Consider the following 16,010-nt stretch of genomic DNA (forward strand, 5'->3'; position numbering starts at 1 on the left):
CGCGCCCTCCCACGAGGGGAAGGGCGCCTGTGTTCTGGTGGCGAGGACTACCTACAACCGCGCTGCTTCTTCAGCCGCTCGTTCACCCTGTTGCTCTTGGGCGCCACGCGCACGTCCACGTCGTCGTAGCAGCGCAGCTTGAGGCTCACCTGCGTCACACCGGACGGCAGGCGCACCAGCGCGGGCGTCTGGCCCCACTCCTTGCCCCCAGCGACGATGGTGGCGCCGGACGGGGAGGACTGCACGTCCACCTCGAAGGTGTCCGACTCCAGCCGCAGCTGCACCTGGGTGGGCTTGTCGCCCGCGCTCAGGCGGACGTTCTGTCGGGCCGGCTTGAAGCCGGGGGCGCTCGCCTCCACCAGCACATCCGTGTCCGCCGGCGCCTCCCCCACGTAGATGGAGGAGGAGCCCTTGGCGCGCACCACCTTGCCATCCACCTTCAGCTCCGCGTCCGGAGGCTGGGTGACGACGAGCATCTGGGCCGTGCGCGCCTCGCGCTCCAGCTCCACCGGAACCGTCGTGGCCGCCGTGCCCTGGGCGATCTCCACGCTGCGCGTGAAGGTCCGATAGCCCTCGGCGCTCACCATGATCATCGCGGGACCCGCGGGCACCTGTTGGAACAGGGCACCCTTCTTGGGCACATCCAGGTCCGTGCCGTTGAAGCTCACGCGCGCATTGGCCTGCACGCCGGCGGGCAGCTCCATCAGGAGGTAGCCCGTGGGGGCCGGCCGCAGCACCAGGTAGCCCACCCCGAGCAGCACCACGAGCCCCACGGCGGCCAGGGCCGCCAGGAGCGGCAGGCGGTTGGCGGGAGGAGCCGCCGACTCCACGTTGCGCGCGGAGGTGGCCGATCTCGGCGCGGTGGCCGGGCGCGCGGGAGCCGTGGGCGCGGCATCCGGGGGAGCGGTCAGCAGCAGCTCATCCGTCCGGTCCTCCGGAGGAGGCGGCGCCACCGGCGGCGGCGGCCGGGAAGCCACCGCGGGAATGGAGCTCAGCGAGGCCCGGGGCGGAACGGCCGGCTCGTCCGTCCGGCTCACGCGCGGCATGCCGTCCATGGTGTTGCGCGCCTGGCGGGCCACGGTGGTGCTCTCCGCGGCGGAGGGCGCGAGCGACGGAGACGGCCGCGCGGGAGGAGGAATACTCGCCGTGAGCCGCGGCAGCGACGGGCGCTGCAGGGGCTGTTCGGTGATGACGGGCGCGCGCGGCACCTCGACGGGCGTCACCGTGCGGCCCGGCCCCACCAGCCCGGGCTGCGTGTTCGGCTCGTCGTCGTCGTCGTACTCGGACTCGGGGCCCATCACCTGCGTCGCCCCGGACTCCTCGCGCGGATTGAACGGCACGGCCACGGGGGCCGCCGTCAGCTTGGGCATGGAGGCCAGCGTGGGCGAGCGGCGCACCGCTCCCGAATGAGGCCCCCCGGAGGGCGGCGCGGCCTGCGGCACCGGCGGCAGGCTCGTCTGCACCGGCGCGGGGGGCGCCGACGACGTGCCTCCCTCGATCGCGCTCAACATGCTCTCGGGGGCGGCGATCTCCGCGTACTCCTGCAGCCGCTGCTTCTCGCGCTCCACGTCCTCCGCGAAGGTGGACTTCATGTACTGCATGAGGTCCTTGCGGCTGAAGATGGACTCGGAGGTGATGAGGAAGCGCTGGAGGTCATCCCCCAGCTCGTTGGCGTACTGGTAGCGCTCGTCCACGTCGCGCGCGAGCGCCTTGAGGACGATCTTCTCCAGCGCCTCGGGGATGCGGCGGTTGTAGGCGCTCGGCGGCACGACCTCGGCCTTGCGCACCTTCTCCAGGACGCTGAAGTCGCTGTCGCCCACGAAGAGCCGCTCGCCGGTGAGCATCTCGTAGAGGCACACGCCGATGGCGAAGATGTCCGAGCGCCGGTCCAACGGCAGGCCACGGATCTGCTCCGGGCTCATGTAGCCGAACTTGCCCTTGAGGATGCCGGCCTGCGTCTTGGTCGCCTTGCCCGCCGCCTTGGCGATGCCGAAGTCGATGACCTTCACCTCCCCCTCGAAGGAGATGAGGATGTTCTGCGGCGAGATGTCGCGGTGGACGATGTTCATGTCCCGCCCCATCCCGTCCTTCTTGCGGTGGGCGTAGTCCAGGCCCTCGCACATCTTGGACACCACGTAGGCCACCAGCGGCACCGGCGCCGGTTCGCTCTTCTTGCGGCCGCGGTCGAAGATGGCCCGCATGTCCTTGCCGGGGATGTACTCCATCGCGATGAAGTAGTTGTTCGCGATCTGCCCCAGCTCCTCGATCTTCGCGATGTTGGCGTGATTCAGCTGCACGCTGATCTTCGCCTCGTCGATGAACATCGAGATGAACTCGTCATCCTCGGCGATGTTGGGGAGGATGCGCTTGATGGCGACGAGGCGCTCGAAGCCGCCCGCGCCGAACATCTTCCCGCGCCACACCTCCGCCATGCCACCGATGTTGATTCGGTCAAGGAGGAGGTATTTCCCAAACGGGATGGGTTGCCGCTTCGGTTGAGTGGTCGTCACGGGCGCACGAGGCTCGGGGGGTTCGGGACCGGAGCCTATCGACCGCCCATCCACAGGGTCAACCGCGCGTGACGTCCCCCCTCCCCTCGGCACCACGCGTCAGGGCGGAGGAACGGGCTCCCGCGCCCCCACGTCGGGTGTCTCCGACCCGCCCGGAGGCGTCCGACCCCCGGGCGTCTCCCCGAAGGGCGCCTCCGCTCCGGGCGGTGGCTCCTCCTCCGGGGGCAGGGGCTGGATGAGCGCGAAGGACGTGTTCCCCTCCGAGGACAGCACCTCGGGGAGGCCAAAGCGCTTGCCGGCCGGGAGGGCGACCAGGGAGACCCAGGCCCGCTCGGCACCGGGGGCCACGCAGTAGATGAAGGTGCCCACCTCCAGGCCCGGAGCCTGCTCGACGGGCCCCTGGCACCCCTGGCGCACCTGGAGCGACCAGGCGAACGCCCGCACACCGCGTATCAGGTAGGGCGGCTGGCCCATGCCCTCGACCACCGGACGCAGCACCTCGGGCGAGGTGGGGACCTTGTTCCCGCGCACCAGCGGCTCGACCTGCTCCCGGAAGCGCCCCAGGGACAGGAAGGCCACGTCCTCGGAGCGCAGGGGCATCTGGTTCTCCGAGAGCACCAGGTCGAAGAAGAGCGCGGTCACCAGGACGATGGGCAGCAGCCGGTAGCCCTTGAAGCCCTCGCCCCGGCCCCGCGTCAGCCCCCACACTCCCACCCCGAGTGCTCCGAGCATCACGCAGAGCACCACCGCGGGCCAGACGAGGGGAGGCGGCGCGAGGAAGGCGGACACCTCGGCGCTCCGGGCGCGCAGGGCGTCCAGCAGGTCCCCCCCATAGAGCCAGCAGAGGACGAGCAGACACACGAGGTTGGTGAGAAGAGTCTGGCGCGAGGGGAGCGTCATCCGGCGAGCGTGCGTGCGGGGTCCGTGGCGGCGGCGCGATGGCTGGGGAACCAGGCGCCCGCCACCGCGGCGAGCAACCCGAGCCCCATCCCTCCCACCACCACCGTCCAGGGGAAGGAGAAGAAGCTGTCGGGCTTGAAGGGGAACTCGGGCAGCCAGGTGGCGGCGAGCCGATCGATGAGCAGGGCCAGCAGGAGCGCGGCGAGGGTGCCCAGCACGCCGCCGGCGAGGCCCACCACGCCCGCCTCGGCCAGGACGATGTTGCGCACGTCCGCGCGCGAGGCGCCCACGGCCTGCATGACGCCGATCTCCCGGGCCCGCGCGCGCACGGACGCGCTCAGCGCGTGGGCGATGTTCACCGCCGCGAGCACGCAGATGAGGATGGACAAGAGCGCCAGGGCGGACGTGACGAGCGTCACCGCCGCGCCCACGTTCTCCGCGAGCCGCCGCTCCTGGTCGTCGATCTCCAGGCCCATGCCCCGCACCGCCGCCATCAACTCCGACACCCGGCCGGGGCTCGTGGCCACCAGGGTGACGCCGGAGTACGTCTCCGTGTCCTGGCCCAGCTCACGGTTGAGGCGCACGGCCACCTCCAGCGGCAGGGTGATGCCCGCGAGCAGCGCCCGGTCCGAGGTGCCCACCACCTGCGCCTGGGCGGAGATGACGGGCACGTTGGGCAGCGGCGCGGAGACATAGGAGCGGTTGAAGTCCACCGGCAAGAGGAAGCCCTGGAGCATCTGCGGCGAGAGCCTCGGCAGTCCGCGGGCCGGGGCGAAGGTGTTGTTGTAGATCTCCAGCAGGCGCGAGGAGATGAGCACCGGCAGCGGCTGGCCCGGCCCCGCGTCCACGAACTTCTCGCGCGGCACGTCCCCCTCGACGAGCCCGGGATCCACCCCCACCACGAGCAGATCCATGCCCATGCGCAGCCGGCGGCCGAAGAAGTCCCCGTTGTAGAGGCTCGCCGCGGGGGCGCGCACGTTCATCTTCCGGTACACCTTCTCCACGCCGGGCAACGCCTGGAGCCGCTCCACCATCACCGTGTCCAGCCGGCCCCCTCCCAGGAGCGAGCCGAGCGACACCGTGGGCGGCACCACGTCCACCAGCCGCGCATCGGAGGGGAAGACGCGCTCGCGGATGACGCGGCCCACGCCCAGGCCCAGCCCCACGAAGAAGACGAGCGCCCCCACGCCCATGGCCACGCCGAAGGCCGAGAAGAACGCGCCCCGCCGCTCGCGCGCCAGGCTCAGCCGCACCAGTCTCGACAGCGCCGCGAGCCTCATGACTGCCCTCCCGCCAGCAGGGGCCGGGCTTCCTCCACCAGCCGACCCTCCTTGAGCCGCAGCACGCGCCGCGCCGCCGAGCTCATGCGATCCTCGTGCGTGACGGCCAGCAGCGTGAGGCCCTCGCGGTGCAGCTCCTGGAAGAGCGAGATGACGCCCGCGCCCGTGGCGGCGTCGAGGTTGCCGGTGGGCTCGTCACACAGCAGCAGCTTGGGGCCCGTGAAGAGCGCCCGGGCGATGGCCACGCGCTGGCGCTCGCCTCCGGACAGCCGCACCGGCGTGCGATCCTTCTTCGCCAGGAGGCCCACCCGGTCGAGCAGTGCCTCGGCGCGCTTGCGCGCGTCGACGGGCGCGGCGCCGAAGTGCGAGGGCATGAGCACGTTCTCCACCGCGGACAGGTTGGGGATGAGGTGGAAGGACTGGAAGACGAAGCCCACGTGCTGGTTGCGGAAGCGCGCGAGCGCCGGCTCCTTCAAGCCGGTCAGCTTCACGCCCGCCACCTCCACCTCGCCCTGGTAGTGCACGTCCAGGCCGCCGAGCAGGTGCAGCAGCGTGGACTTGCCACTGCCGGACGGGCCCACCACGGCCACGAAGTCCCCCTGCTCCATGTCCAGCGACAGGCCATCGAGCACGCGCACCTCGCTGCCCTCGCCGTCCTGGTAGCGTTTGACGATGTCGCGCGCGCGGATCACGGGCGGGCCGCCAGCCAGAGGGTGAGTTCCGCCTGCAGGGCCTTGTCCTTGCCGGACACACCCAGCGTCACCGCGCGCAGGTCATCCGTGGCGTCCAGGAAGCGCACCGTGGTCGCCTTGATGGCGAAGCCGCCAATCCCCCACGCCTCGGAGGGCAGCGCCTTCACCGCCTCGGCGAGCTTCCGCAGGTCCACCACCGCGCCCAACGCCGGCTCCTGGAGCGCCCCGCGCAGCTCCTCCGCCACGGGCACCGCGCCCGGAGCACCCGCGAGCCGGGGCAGCATCGACTCCAACCGGGCCCGCGGCGCCGCGACCACCACCTTGTCCCCCACCGAGGCCAGGTGCGCGCCCTCGCCCCGCGCGTACGTGGTGAGGTAGACGCGCTGGCCATTCACGTCGGAGGGTTGGATGTCGGCGCCGAAGCGCCTGGCGACGGGGGGCAGCTTCTCCAGCAGCGAGGCGACACCCGCCGCGTCCTTGCCATCCCCCACCGCCACGAGCTGCACGTAGCGGAAGGGATTGGTGCGCCGCGGGTCCAGCGAGGGCAGGCCCGCGCCCAGTTGCACCGTGGGCGACAGGGACACGCCCGCCACGCTCCCGGGCTCGAGCCGATCCAACAGCTCGCCCTTCACGTCGAAGCCGCTGTCCTGCACCGCCCGGGCGACGAAGGAGCCCGTCAGGTAGGGCCAGAAATCGTTGAGCCGCGTGGCGTCGCCCTGGTAGCGCAACACGAGGAAGCTGTCCTCGGGCAGGTAGCCGAGGAGATCCGCCCCCTTCTGGGGAGTGAACGCGGCGAGCGTGTCCTGGGCGCCGGGCCACGGCGTGTCCAGACGCACGGAGATGGCGCGCTCGCTCAACGAGCCCACCAGCGTCACCGCCTGGGTGGTGCCCGCCGGGACGAGGAACCCCACCCCGCCGGGAAGGAAGGCGTAGAAGTCGCGCTCGGTGGGCAGGCGCTTGAGGGAATCGGACAGGAGCGGCTCCCCGGCCAGCGACTGCTCGGGGGGGAGCGTGGCGAAGCCGGAGAGCCGGGGCACCACCTCCCCCGGTCCCACCAGGGCGTAGCCGTCGGTGAGCAGCAGGCCCAGCGAGGGCGCGCTCGCGGTGGGACGGCTGAAGGTGAGCAGCGTGCCCCCGGGGACCTTCTGCTCCGCGCGCTCGGAGGCGCCCAGGCGATCCCGCGCCAGCCGGGCGAAGGTCTCCGTCAACAGCTTCTCGTCCTTCATCCCCAGCACGGAGAAGGCCTGCTGGCCGCCCAGCAGGGCCACGCCCACGCCGTGCGAGGGTTCGATGCCCGCGGCCTCCATGGCCTGGCGGTTGCGCAGGTCCACGCCCACCTGACGCATGATGCTGGAGACGAGCGCCTCGGCGGACTGGGCGTTCTGGAGCTGCGCGGCGAAGTTGGCCAGCTTGAGGTTCTGCAAGCGCGCGAGCTTCTCGCCGAGCACACCGACGTCCGGCACGACGAGCGACAGCTGGGCGTTGCGAGGCAGGAAGCGGGCGGGGCTGAACGTCTTCACGCCGCCCTGCTTGTCACCGCAGCGGGAGCAACCGGCGAAGACGAGCAGCACGAGCAGGAGCCAGGGTGAGGCGCGGCGGAGCATAGAAGGGGGAGTGCAGACGGCCTCGGCCCCGGAGTCAAATTCTTCGTGCGGGCTTCAGGGGCCCCCGCCCAGAAACCAACCGGTCAGGCGGGTACGCCGACACCTCTCCCGGGGGGCCTAGCGGACGCGCGTCCCGTGGGGCAGCGGCGCCGAGGTCTCCTCGCTGAACTCCATGAAGCGCTCCATCTCCCGCACCGTCTCGTCCGTGGCGCTCGCCCCGGCGCTCAGCACGTCGAGCTGCCGCGACACGCTCTCCGGATCCCGGATGGCGATGGACTGCTCGTGCGTGAGCCGCATCAGGTCCTCGATGCTCGCGAGCTGGTGGCTCACCACCTCGCGGCTCTCTCCCGCCTGCTCGAAGCGCGCGAGCCGGCGCCGGAGGATCTCCAGGCGCTTCTCCTTCACGTCCTTGATGCGCGCGTTGGTCTCCTGCGCCAGCTCCGCCTCCAGCGCGCGCACGTCCTTCTCCAGCGACTGCCGCTCCGCCGGGTTGAGGTACGCGCGGTACTGGTTGAGCGCCACGATGAGCCGCAGGAAGGAGGTGAGCAGCGCATCCAGCCGCTCCTCGCTGCTGGTGGCCAGCACCCGGCCACCCGGCAGCCGCGCGTAGTTGGCGAGGATCTTCTCCTTGAGCCCCACGAGCTGCTGGTAGTGCTCGCGCTGCGAGGGCGCCAGATCCTTGAGCAGCGTCTCCACCTGCTGCCGCGCGGCCTCCGTGTCCTGCGCGTCGGGCCCGCGCGAGCGCACCGCCCGTCGGAAGCGCGAGGAGGAGACCGCCCCCACGAGGTACACCCCCTCGACGCCCAGCGCCACCAGCGCGGGCAGTGCCTCGCCGGTGAGCGCCGCCGACGCCCCGGCGGTCAACAAGCCCACCAGGTTGGCGGGCATCAGGAAGGCGGCCTTCAGGAAGTTCGGAGTGCGGGCCACGTCAGTTCTCGCCAGCGAGGCGCCTCGCGGACAGGGGCCTCATGGCCCTCGCGCCTCCGACACGTATTTCAGCGCGCCGAGATCGCGAGTGTCCTCGGCTGGCGGTGCCTTCGCCGTGCGCCTGATCTTCTGGTAGAGCGCCGAGGCGCTCTGGAAGAGCTCGTCATAGGTGACGGGCGCCTCGCCGGAAAGCCCGAAGAAGGCGCGATTGTCCGCCAGTGTCGCCGGGGGAGCGCTGCGGATGGCCTCGGACGGGTCTCCCAGGTAGGGGGCCACCTCGCCGAGCAGCCGCGCCGCGGGCGCCGGATCCTTCGCCACGCTCTGCCCCGCGTCCAGCAGGCCCCGGATGATGCGCCGGAGCGCGTCCGGGTAGCGCGCGGCGTAGTCTCCCCGGGCCACCAGCACCGAGGCCACCAGGTGCGGCGCGTCCGCCGTGGTGGCCAGCACCTGACCGCCTCTGTCCCTCGCGGCCAGCTCCACGTCCCCCCACAGACCCGCCACCGCGTCCGCCCGGCCCTCGCGCAGCGCCCGGCCCGCGTCCAGCGTGGAGGGCAGGTCCACCCACCGCACGTCCGACATGCGCAGGCCCGCGCGCGAGAGCACCCACAGCGCGAAATAGGAGGAGGAGCCCGAGGGGTACACGCCCAGGCGCTTGCCCCGCAGCTGCGCGAGCTCCGTCACGCCCACCGCCGCCAGGGCCTCCTGCCCCCGGCTGCGCCCCACGAGCAACACCGTGCGCGGCGCCGCGTCCCGGAGCGCGGGCAGCCACGCCGCCAGCCGGTCCACCGAGAGCACCGCCAGATCCACCCCGCCATGCTCGGCGCCCACCGAGAGCGCCTGCCGCAGCTCGTCCTCGTTGGCGAAGACGACGGCGCGCGCGTCCATGGCATAGGCCGTCTTGAGCACGCCCTGCGCCGCGCCCGGAGGAGGCGCGGGGTTGTCCAGCGTCGACGCGCCGCCCGTGGCCAGCAGCAGCGCCGCCGCCGAGCCGCGCGCGGTGAAGCCGATGAGGGTGGGCCGCAGCGGCACCGAGGCCAGATCCGCCATGGGCGCCGTCACCCCCGCGGGGAAGTCTCCCGGCGACAGGCGCACGGCGTCCTTGGCGGCCGGGAAGAAGCGCGCCTGGAGCCTGTCCAGGTAGCCCAGGGGCGAGGCCAGCAGCCAGGCGGCCCCCAGGGCGCACAGCACCAGGAACGGAATGAGGCCGGGTCCGCGTCGCAACGCCATCAGAGCGGCCTCCTCCCCCTGGCCACTACTTGATCTCCACCTTCTTGCCGATGGTCTTCTCCGGACCGGCGCTCACGTCGGACACCGGCGCGGGGCTGTCCAGGCCCATCTCCATCTTCATCTGCTTCACGAGGTCCATCGCCTGCAGCGCCTCGGCGTCCTCCTCGATCTGCACGGCCTGGTGGTCCACCGAGTCGAGCGCCATCTGCATGCGCGCCTCGTTGACGGCCGCCTTCTCCTGCACCTTGCGCAGCATCTCGCCGTGCGTCTGGTCGATGCCCGCGACGGTGAAGGACTCCATGGCGTCGGCCACCTTGGACTGCCACTGGGCGCGGCGCGCGTCGCGGATGGCCGTCATGGCCTCCTGCGTCTTGCGCTCCTTCTCGCGCATGAAGGACTTCTTCAGGCTGAGCGACTTCTCGTACGCCTGCTTGGCCGTCGCCAGCTGCTGCTCGTTGCGCTCCAGGGCGCCCTTCTCGATCTGCAGCTTGCTCGCGTACTGGGCCGCCAGGTCATCACGCCCCGCCTGGATGGCCGCCTTCACCTTGGCCGTCAGATCGCGGATGTCCTGCTGGTACTTGGCGTTCTCCTTCTCCAGGAGCGTCAGGTTCGCCCGCACCATGGCGATGGACTCGTTCATCTTCGGCACCTGATCGTTCAGGTCCCGGATGTTCTGCTCGAGGATGAGCTCCGGATCCTCGATGGAGGAGACGAAGAAGCCAGCGAAGCTGCGCATTGCCCTCTTGAACCGTTGCCACATGGCGGGTGTCGACCTCCTCCACTGCGAGTCCTTGGGGGACTACCTTACACCAGCCCACCCAGCTTACCACGCGTGCCCAATCTCCTGCGTTTCTACGCTTCGCGCACGGGGTTCATTGCCAGCGGGCCCTCAGGGCCCTGGTGGGTCCGCCCGGAGTGCGAGCGAACCCGGCCTCGGGGAAGGCGCCGTCAGCGGGCGCGGGCCACGGGGCGGGCACGGGAGGGGGGCCGGGCGCGCGCGGTGAGACGGGCGGAGTGGCGGCGGGCGTTGGCGGCCACGGCGGCGGCGTCCAGGGTGAGCAGTGCCCGGTCCTTGAGAACGAGCCGCCCATCGATGACCACGTGCACCACGTCGGAAGCGCGCGCGGCGTAGACGAGCGGAGAGAGCACGTCGGCCGGGTCGGACGGCAGGGCGTGCAGGCCGGACAGGTCCACCACGGTGACGTCGGCGCGCTTGCCCACCTCCAGCGAGCCCAGCTCGGCCTCCAGGCCCAGGGCCCGGGCACCACCGAGCGTGGCCATCTCCAGGACGCGCTCGGCGGGCATGCCCCGGGGGCCCACCCGGGGATTGTGCAGCAGCGCCGCCAGCCGCATCTCCACGAACATGTCCAGGTTGTTGTTGCACGCGGCGCCGTCCGCGCCGAGGCAGACGGACACGCCCTCGTCGAGCAGCTCCGGCACCAGGGCGATGCCCGAGGCGAGCTTGAGGTTGGAGCCCGGGCAGTGGCACACCACCGTGCCCGTGTCCCGGAGCAGACGGCGCTCGACCTCGGAGAGCCACACACAGTGGGCGAGCGTCAGGTGGGGCCCGGTGAGGCCCACCTCGTGGAACCACTCCACGTTGTCCCGGCCGGTGAGCTGGCGCACCACGTCGCACTCGGTGCGGTTCTCGCTCGCGTGGGTGTGGATGCGCACGCCCTTCTCGCGCGCCAGCCGTCCCACCTCGCGCAGGAGCTTCTCCGTGCAGGACAGGACGAAGCGCGGGGTGAGGGCATAGCGCAGCCGTCCCCCGTGGGTGCCGTGCCAGCGCTCCAGCAGCGCGAGGCTCTCGGCCAGCGAGTCCTCGGTGGACTCGGCGAGGCCCGGGGGCACGTCGGGCGCGTCCATCATCGCCTTGCCGCCGGTGAGCCGGAAGCCGCAGTCCCGGGCGGACTCGAAGACGGCGTCGTAGTGGCGCACCGAGCCCATGTCGAGCGCGGCCGTGGAGCCCGAGCGGATGAGCTCCGCGAAGGTGAGATCCGCCGAGGCGCGCATGGAGTCCGGATCGTGCGCGGCCTCGAAGGGCCAGATGCGCTCGCGCAGCCAGTCGAGCAGCTCCAGCCCATCCGCCCGGTTGCGGAAAAGCGTCTGACAGGCATGCAGGTGGCCGTGGACGAAGCCGGGCAGCACCACCTGGCCCTTCACGTCCAGCACCCGGAGCCCGGTGCCCCGCGGGCGCGGGCCGCGGCCCACGCGGGCGATGCGCCCCTCCTGGATGAGGATGTCGGCCTCCACGAGCACCTCGCGCTCGCGGTTCATCGTCACGACGGTGCCGTTGGTGAGGAGGAGGTCCACGGTCCGAGGGGTATTACCACGGTTCATGCCCGCTCCAGCCATAGACACTCGTGCTCAGCAGGATTGATCACACACGTCAGCGCGGGACGGCGGGAGACGCGTGCCCCGCGGCCCGCTGGCGTGCCTGCACGAGCATCGCGAGTCCGAGCAGACCCAGCGTCACCAGGGTGATGGTCGCCCCGAGCCGCTGGCCGGGAGCGCGGAACGAGAAGGTGACCTGGTGGGTGCCCGCCGTCAGCCGCACGCCCCGCACCGCCACGTTGGCCGGCAGGATGGAGGCGGGCTGCCCATCCACCGTCGCGCTCCAGCCCGAGTAATAGGCGTCGTTGAGGACCAGCGCGGCGGGCTGGGTGGCCTCCACCTCCAGCACGACCTCCTCTGGCGCGTAGCGCACGAAGCGCACCTGGCCGAGCGCTCCCGCGGACTGGGGGGCCTCGACATGCTCCGTGCCGGGAGGACACTCCAGGACCACTTGCTGGCCGGGCGTGAAGGAGCGGGAGAAGAGCTGGGCCCTGGCCGCGTCTTCATCCGGCACGCACACCGGCGTGGCCAGATAGGCGCGCGGCAGCGCCAGGGGATTGCGCAACAGCAGCTCGTTGAAGCGTGGAATCTCGGTGAGGATGACGTCGGGCTTGCCGTTGAGCCGCTGGTACTCCCGCGCCATCACCGTGACGTATTTCACGTGGAAGAGGTCCAGGACCCGGCTCGGAGGAAGATCGAGGGGCGCCTGCTGTATCCCCAGCAAGCTCACGGCCCGCCAGGACACGACGGGAAGATAGGGCCTGGCGCTCTCCAGGTGCCAGAGCGCGGGGGTGTCCGGCCAGAGGGAGTCGAGCATGTTGATGGACTGGATGTCGATGGCGGCGATGCCCTCGATGGCCTCGTGATCCTGGAGTTCCGGCGCCACGCCATAGACGCGGGGCCGGACGACGCCGCTGTCCTGCTCGGCCTCCAGGAGGGTCCCCACCACGTGGGAGGGACTCTCCAGCAGCTCCGGGATGGACACCTGGTACACGTCCCCGTTGGCCAGGTAGAGGATGACGAGCTGGAGCGAGACGAGGGCCCAGGCCCGGAAGGCGGGCGCTCGCACCCGGAGCAGCACGACCCCCATCACCCCGAGCGTCACCCCCGCCACCACGGACGCGAGCAGCACGTTGTCGTGGAGGATGTCCTGGATGTCGGGCCGCGGCGTCTTCCAGAGGGCACCGATCACCCCGTGGGAGAACACCCGCCCGCGCCACTCGGCCAGCGCGAACAGGCCACAGAGCGACGCGAGCACGAACGCGGCCTGGCCCACCCTGCGCGACAGGACGGGCTCGCGCAGCACGGCCCGCAGCCCCGCGCCCGCCCCCAGGGCACAGGCGAACATGAAGTAGGGCAGCAACTTCTCCGGATAGCGGAAGACGTTCCAGACGGGCACCCACCGGTACAGCCAGCCATACAGGGGCAGGTGCCGTCCCATCGACAGCGCCAGCACGAGCAGCGCCAGGGCCGCCACCGTCCACGCCAGGGCCCGACGGCGGTGGACCCAGAGCGCCGCGCCCACCAGGAGCAGCGCGGGCGCGCCCACGTGCACCGAGTTGACCCAGAAGGAATGCATCCCCGTCTGGAACAGCTCATCGGCCATCGCGAACGAGGCCACCGCGTCCGTCTCGGGATTGAGGAAGATGGGGCCGAGCACGAACTCGAGCATCCGGAGGGGATGGAACGAGAAGTAGGTGGCCAGATCCAACGTCGTCGCGGTGGGCCTCGTATCCTCGTGGATGCCGAGCACGGGAGCAATCTGCACCGCCGCCAACAGGGCGGCGAGCACGATGAGCAGCACGGCCCGGGACACCGCGCGCGGCAGGGAGGCACGCTCCGCACGCAGCGGCACGAGCACCAGCACCAGGGCACAGCACAGCGCGAAGCTCTGAGGCTCGCCGCTCAGGAGGATCAGACCCAGCGGGAGCGCGGCGGCGGCGGCGCGGCGGGCGGACGGCTCGCGCAGGAAGCGCTCGGCACCCCACAGCGCCCAGGGGAACGTGGCGGCGGCCATGAGGTAGAGCAGGTTGTTGCTGATGCCCACCAGGTAGCCGCCCAGCGCGTAGGTGATGCCCGACAGCAACGCGCACCCGCGCTCCAGACCCCACTGCCGGGCGAAGCGGTAGGTGCCTCCCAGCGCCGACACATAGGAGCCGAGCGCGATGACCTTGAGCGCCACCCCGAGCGGCAACAGCAGGTAGAGCACGTTGGTGGGGTGGAAGACCCCGGAGATGAGCATGCCCGCGAAGGGCTGACCCAACCCGTTGTAGGGATACCAGGCCGGAAACTCCCCCTGGGACACGCGCTCGGCCCAGTACTGCTTGAGCGGGTAGTAGACGAGCAGGATGTCGCGCGCGATGAAGACGTCCGAACTGAACGTCGCCCGGTGGAAGTAGAGCAGCGGCAGGGCGAGGGTGGCCGCCACCATCGCCAGCCGGGACGCACTCCGTGACATCAGAGGAAGTCGCTGGAGAAGGCGTGGGGCAGCAGTTCCCCGAGTGAGTAGCGCGCCTCGTCTCCCTTGAGGTTGCGGCTGCGCACGGGCAGCTCCCTGGGAGCGAACTCCAACATCACCTGCCGGCACATGCCGCACGGCGGACACGGCGTGGGCGTGTCCACCACGATGGCCACCGCCACCGGACGGCCGCGGCCCTGGGCCACCCCCGCCGCCAGCGCGTTGCGCTCGGCACAGGCGGACAGGCCGTAGGAGGAGTTCTCCACGTTGCAGCCCGTCACCACCTCACCATCCGGGTACAGCACCGCCGCCCCCACCGGGAAGCGTGAATAGGGAGCATGCGCGCGCTCGCGCACCTTCGCCGCCGCCGCGAAGAGATTGTCCCAGGGAATGTCCGTGCTCATGAGCCACCTCGTTGGTTGGACTCCGCCTGCTCCACTTCCTCCAGATACTGGGAGATGCGCCGCTCCACCTCGTCCGACAGGTCCAGGAAGCGCACGTGCGCGGAGGTGCCGCGCGCGCCGTAGCTCACGTTGAGCACCTGGCCCCGGACCTGGAGCTCCTCGCTCGTGCCGGGCAACTTGAAGCGAGCCTCCACCTCGGTCCCCACCGACAGGGCCGCGCCGTGCCAGGCGAAGCCCCCCAGCGAGATATTACCCTCCCGGGAGTCGAACGAGTCCGAGCTACCCGCCTTCCGGATCCGAAAGCGCATCGACACCCGGAGCGAGGACCGGCGCTCATCTCCGGACGATGCACTCATCCTAATCGCTCCAGGATCAACGGCTGGGGCTCGGGTGCCCGAGGTCCACAGGTATAGGCCGCCAACAGTCGCGCCCGCACATCCTCCACCGGCGCCGGGTCATTATAGTGGATGCGCACCAGCGGGTCTCCCTTCTTCACCGGCTCGCCCACCTTGCGCAGCAGGGTGAAGCCCACGGCGGGATCGATGCGGCTGTCCACCCGCTGACGTCCGGCCCCCAGCGCCACCGCCGCCAGGCCCACCGCCTCCGTCTGGATGCCGGTGACGAAGCCCTCCTCGGTCGCCAGCACGTCCACCTGCGAGCGCGCCTGGGGCAGGAGGGAATAATCGTCGATGGCGCGCGGGTCTCCCCCCTGCGCCTGGACGATCTCCTGGAACTTGCGCACCGCGCTGCCGTCCTGCACCGCCCGCTCCAGCTTCTGACGCGCCTCGGCGAGCGAGGCCGCCCGGCCGCCCAGCACCAGCATCTCCGCGGTGAGCGCCAGCGTCACCTCGGTGTAGTCGGCCGGGGCGCGGCCGCGCAGCATCTCCACGGCCTCCACCACCTCCAGCGCGTTGCCCACCGCGCGCCCCAGGGGCTGGTTCATGTCCGTGAGCAGCGCCGTCACCTTGCGGCCCATCTCCGCGCCCACGCCGATCATCGTCCGGGCCAGCAGCCGCGCGTCCTCCACCGTCTTCATGAAGGCGCCGCTGCCCACCTTCACGTCCAGCACCAGCGCGTCGATGCCCTCCGCGAGCTTCTTGCTCATGATGGAGCTGCAGATGAGCGGGATGCAGTCCACCGTGGCCGTCACATCACGCAGCGCGTAGAGCTTCTTGTCCGCGGGGGCCACCGAGGCCGTCTGGCCGATGAGGCAGCAGCCCACCTCGCGCACCAGGCGGCGGTAGTCGCCCACCGGCAGATCCACCTTGAAGCCGGGGATGGACTCCAGCTTGTCCAGCGTCCCTCCCGTATGCCCCAGGCCCCGCCCGGAGATCATCGGCACGGGCACCCCGCAGGCGGCCGCCAGCGGCGCCAGGCTCAACGACACCTTGTCGCCCACCCCTCCCGTGGAGTGCTTGTCCACCTTCACTCCGGGCACGTCCCCGAGGTCCAGCACCTCACCGGACTCGAGCATCGCCCGCGTCCAGGCGCCCAGTTCCACCGCGTCCAGTCCCCGGAAGAAGACCGCCATGCACAGGGCGGACATCTGGTAGTCCGCGACGTCCCCCGAGGTATACGCCTCGATGAACGCCCGGATGTCGCCGGGTTCCAACCGCTTCCCATCCCGCTTGGCCTTGATGAGCTCGTAGGGTCTCACGAGGAAAGGCCATAGCA

The 16,010-nt window shown here is 71.2% G+C and carries 13 protein-coding genes; all 13 read right to left on the reverse strand.

The window, feature by feature from the left end; translation table 11 throughout:
* Positions 1–47: 47 nt before the first annotated feature.
* Positions 48–2,510, reverse strand: coding sequence for a serine/threonine protein kinase (locus CYFUS_RS40225; RefSeq protein ID WP_095990025.1), 2,463 nt, complete (start codon positions 2,508–2,510; stop codon positions 48–50).
* A 99-nt stretch (positions 2,511–2,609) separates the two neighbouring features.
* Positions 2,610–3,410 carry a hypothetical protein gene (locus CYFUS_RS40230; protein WP_095990026.1) on the reverse strand — a complete coding sequence of 267 codons (801 nt, stop codon included), beginning with the start codon at positions 3,408–3,410 and terminating at the stop codon, positions 2,610–2,612.
* Complete coding sequence (locus tag CYFUS_RS40235; RefSeq protein WP_095990027.1) at positions 3,407–4,690, reverse strand: ABC transporter permease; 1,284 nt, start codon at positions 4,688–4,690, stop codon at positions 3,407–3,409. Before CYFUS_RS40235 ends, CYFUS_RS40230 begins: the two co-directional genes overlap by 4 nt.
* Positions 4,687–5,382: an ABC transporter ATP-binding protein gene (locus CYFUS_RS40240; RefSeq protein WP_095990028.1), complete on the reverse strand. Its 696-nt coding sequence runs from the start codon at positions 5,380–5,382 to the stop codon at positions 4,687–4,689. Before CYFUS_RS40240 ends, CYFUS_RS40235 begins: the two co-directional genes overlap by 4 nt.
* Positions 5,379–6,986: a hypothetical protein gene (locus CYFUS_RS40245; RefSeq protein ID WP_095990029.1), complete on the reverse strand. Its 1,608-nt coding sequence runs from the start codon at positions 6,984–6,986 to the stop codon at positions 5,379–5,381. Before CYFUS_RS40245 ends, CYFUS_RS40240 begins: the two co-directional genes overlap by 4 nt.
* Before the next feature lie 117 nt (positions 6,987–7,103).
* On the reverse strand, positions 7,104–7,913 hold the full coding sequence (locus CYFUS_RS40250) for a hypothetical protein (protein ID WP_095990030.1): 810 nt from the start codon (positions 7,911–7,913) through the stop codon (positions 7,104–7,106).
* Between the two features lie 39 nt (positions 7,914–7,952).
* The gene (locus CYFUS_RS40255) at positions 7,953–9,140 is read right to left on the reverse strand and encodes an ABC transporter substrate-binding protein (RefSeq protein ID WP_095990031.1); all 1,188 of its coding nucleotides are present in this window, start codon (positions 9,138–9,140) and stop codon (positions 7,953–7,955) included.
* A gap of 25 nt (positions 9,141–9,165) precedes the next feature.
* Complete coding sequence (locus CYFUS_RS40260; protein WP_095990032.1) at positions 9,166–9,900, reverse strand: PspA/IM30 family protein; 735 nt, start codon at positions 9,898–9,900, stop codon at positions 9,166–9,168.
* Between the two features lie 188 nt (positions 9,901–10,088).
* Positions 10,089–11,480 (reverse strand): 5'-deoxyadenosine deaminase, encoded by a 1,392-nt coding sequence (locus CYFUS_RS40265; RefSeq protein WP_232537086.1) that lies wholly within the window; start codon positions 11,478–11,480, stop codon positions 10,089–10,091.
* A gap of 49 nt (positions 11,481–11,529) precedes the next feature.
* On the reverse strand, positions 11,530–13,932 hold the full coding sequence (locus CYFUS_RS40270) for a YfhO family protein (RefSeq protein ID WP_157758938.1): 2,403 nt from the start codon (positions 13,930–13,932) through the stop codon (positions 11,530–11,532).
* Positions 13,932–14,336: a cytidine deaminase gene (locus CYFUS_RS40275; RefSeq protein WP_095990035.1), complete on the reverse strand. Its 405-nt coding sequence runs from the start codon at positions 14,334–14,336 to the stop codon at positions 13,932–13,934. Before CYFUS_RS40275 ends, CYFUS_RS40270 begins: the two co-directional genes overlap by 1 nt.
* Positions 14,333–14,692, reverse strand: coding sequence for a PilZ domain-containing protein (locus tag CYFUS_RS40280; RefSeq protein WP_095990036.1), 360 nt, complete (start codon positions 14,690–14,692; stop codon positions 14,333–14,335). The genes CYFUS_RS40275 and CYFUS_RS40280 overlap by 4 nt, the downstream gene beginning before the upstream one ends.
* Complete coding sequence (locus CYFUS_RS40285; protein ID WP_095992513.1) at positions 14,689–15,993, reverse strand: thymidine phosphorylase; 1,305 nt, start codon at positions 15,991–15,993, stop codon at positions 14,689–14,691. The genes CYFUS_RS40280 and CYFUS_RS40285 overlap by 4 nt, the downstream gene beginning before the upstream one ends.
* Positions 15,994–16,010: the final 17 nt, after the last annotated feature.

Origin of the sequence: Cystobacter fuscus (genome assembly GCF_002305875.1) — a bacterium.
GTDB classification, from domain to species: Bacteria; Myxococcota; Myxococcia; order Myxococcales; family Myxococcaceae; genus Cystobacter; species Cystobacter fuscus_A.

Bases quoted from the DNA above. Each gene is read 5' to 3' on its own strand.
- CYFUS_RS40260 (WP_095990032.1), bottom strand. From the start codon at position 9,900: ATGTGGCAACGGTTCAAGAGGGCAATGCGCAGCTTCGCTGGCTTCTTC.
- CYFUS_RS40245 (WP_095990029.1), bottom strand. From the start codon at position 6,986: ATGCTCCGCCGCGCCTCACCCTGGCTCCTGCTCGTGCTGCTCGTCTTC.
- CYFUS_RS40280 (WP_095990036.1), bottom strand. From the start codon at position 14,692: ATGAGTGCATCGTCCGGAGATGAGCGCCGGTCCTCGCTCCGGGTGTCG.
- CYFUS_RS40275 (WP_095990035.1), bottom strand. From the start codon at position 14,336: ATGAGCACGGACATTCCCTGGGACAATCTCTTCGCGGCGGCGGCGAAG.
- CYFUS_RS40230 (WP_095990026.1), bottom strand. From the start codon at position 3,410: ATGACGCTCCCCTCGCGCCAGACTCTTCTCACCAACCTCGTGTGTCTG.
- CYFUS_RS40255 (WP_095990031.1), bottom strand. From the start codon at position 9,140: ATGGCGTTGCGACGCGGACCCGGCCTCATTCCGTTCCTGGTGCTGTGC.
- CYFUS_RS40270 (WP_157758938.1), bottom strand. From the start codon at position 13,932: ATGTCACGGAGTGCGTCCCGGCTGGCGATGGTGGCGGCCACCCTCGCC.
- CYFUS_RS40265 (WP_232537086.1), bottom strand. From the start codon at position 11,480: ATGAACCGTGGTAATACCCCTCGGACCGTGGACCTCCTCCTCACCAAC.
- CYFUS_RS40235 (WP_095990027.1), bottom strand. From the start codon at position 4,690: ATGAGGCTCGCGGCGCTGTCGAGACTGGTGCGGCTGAGCCTGGCGCGC.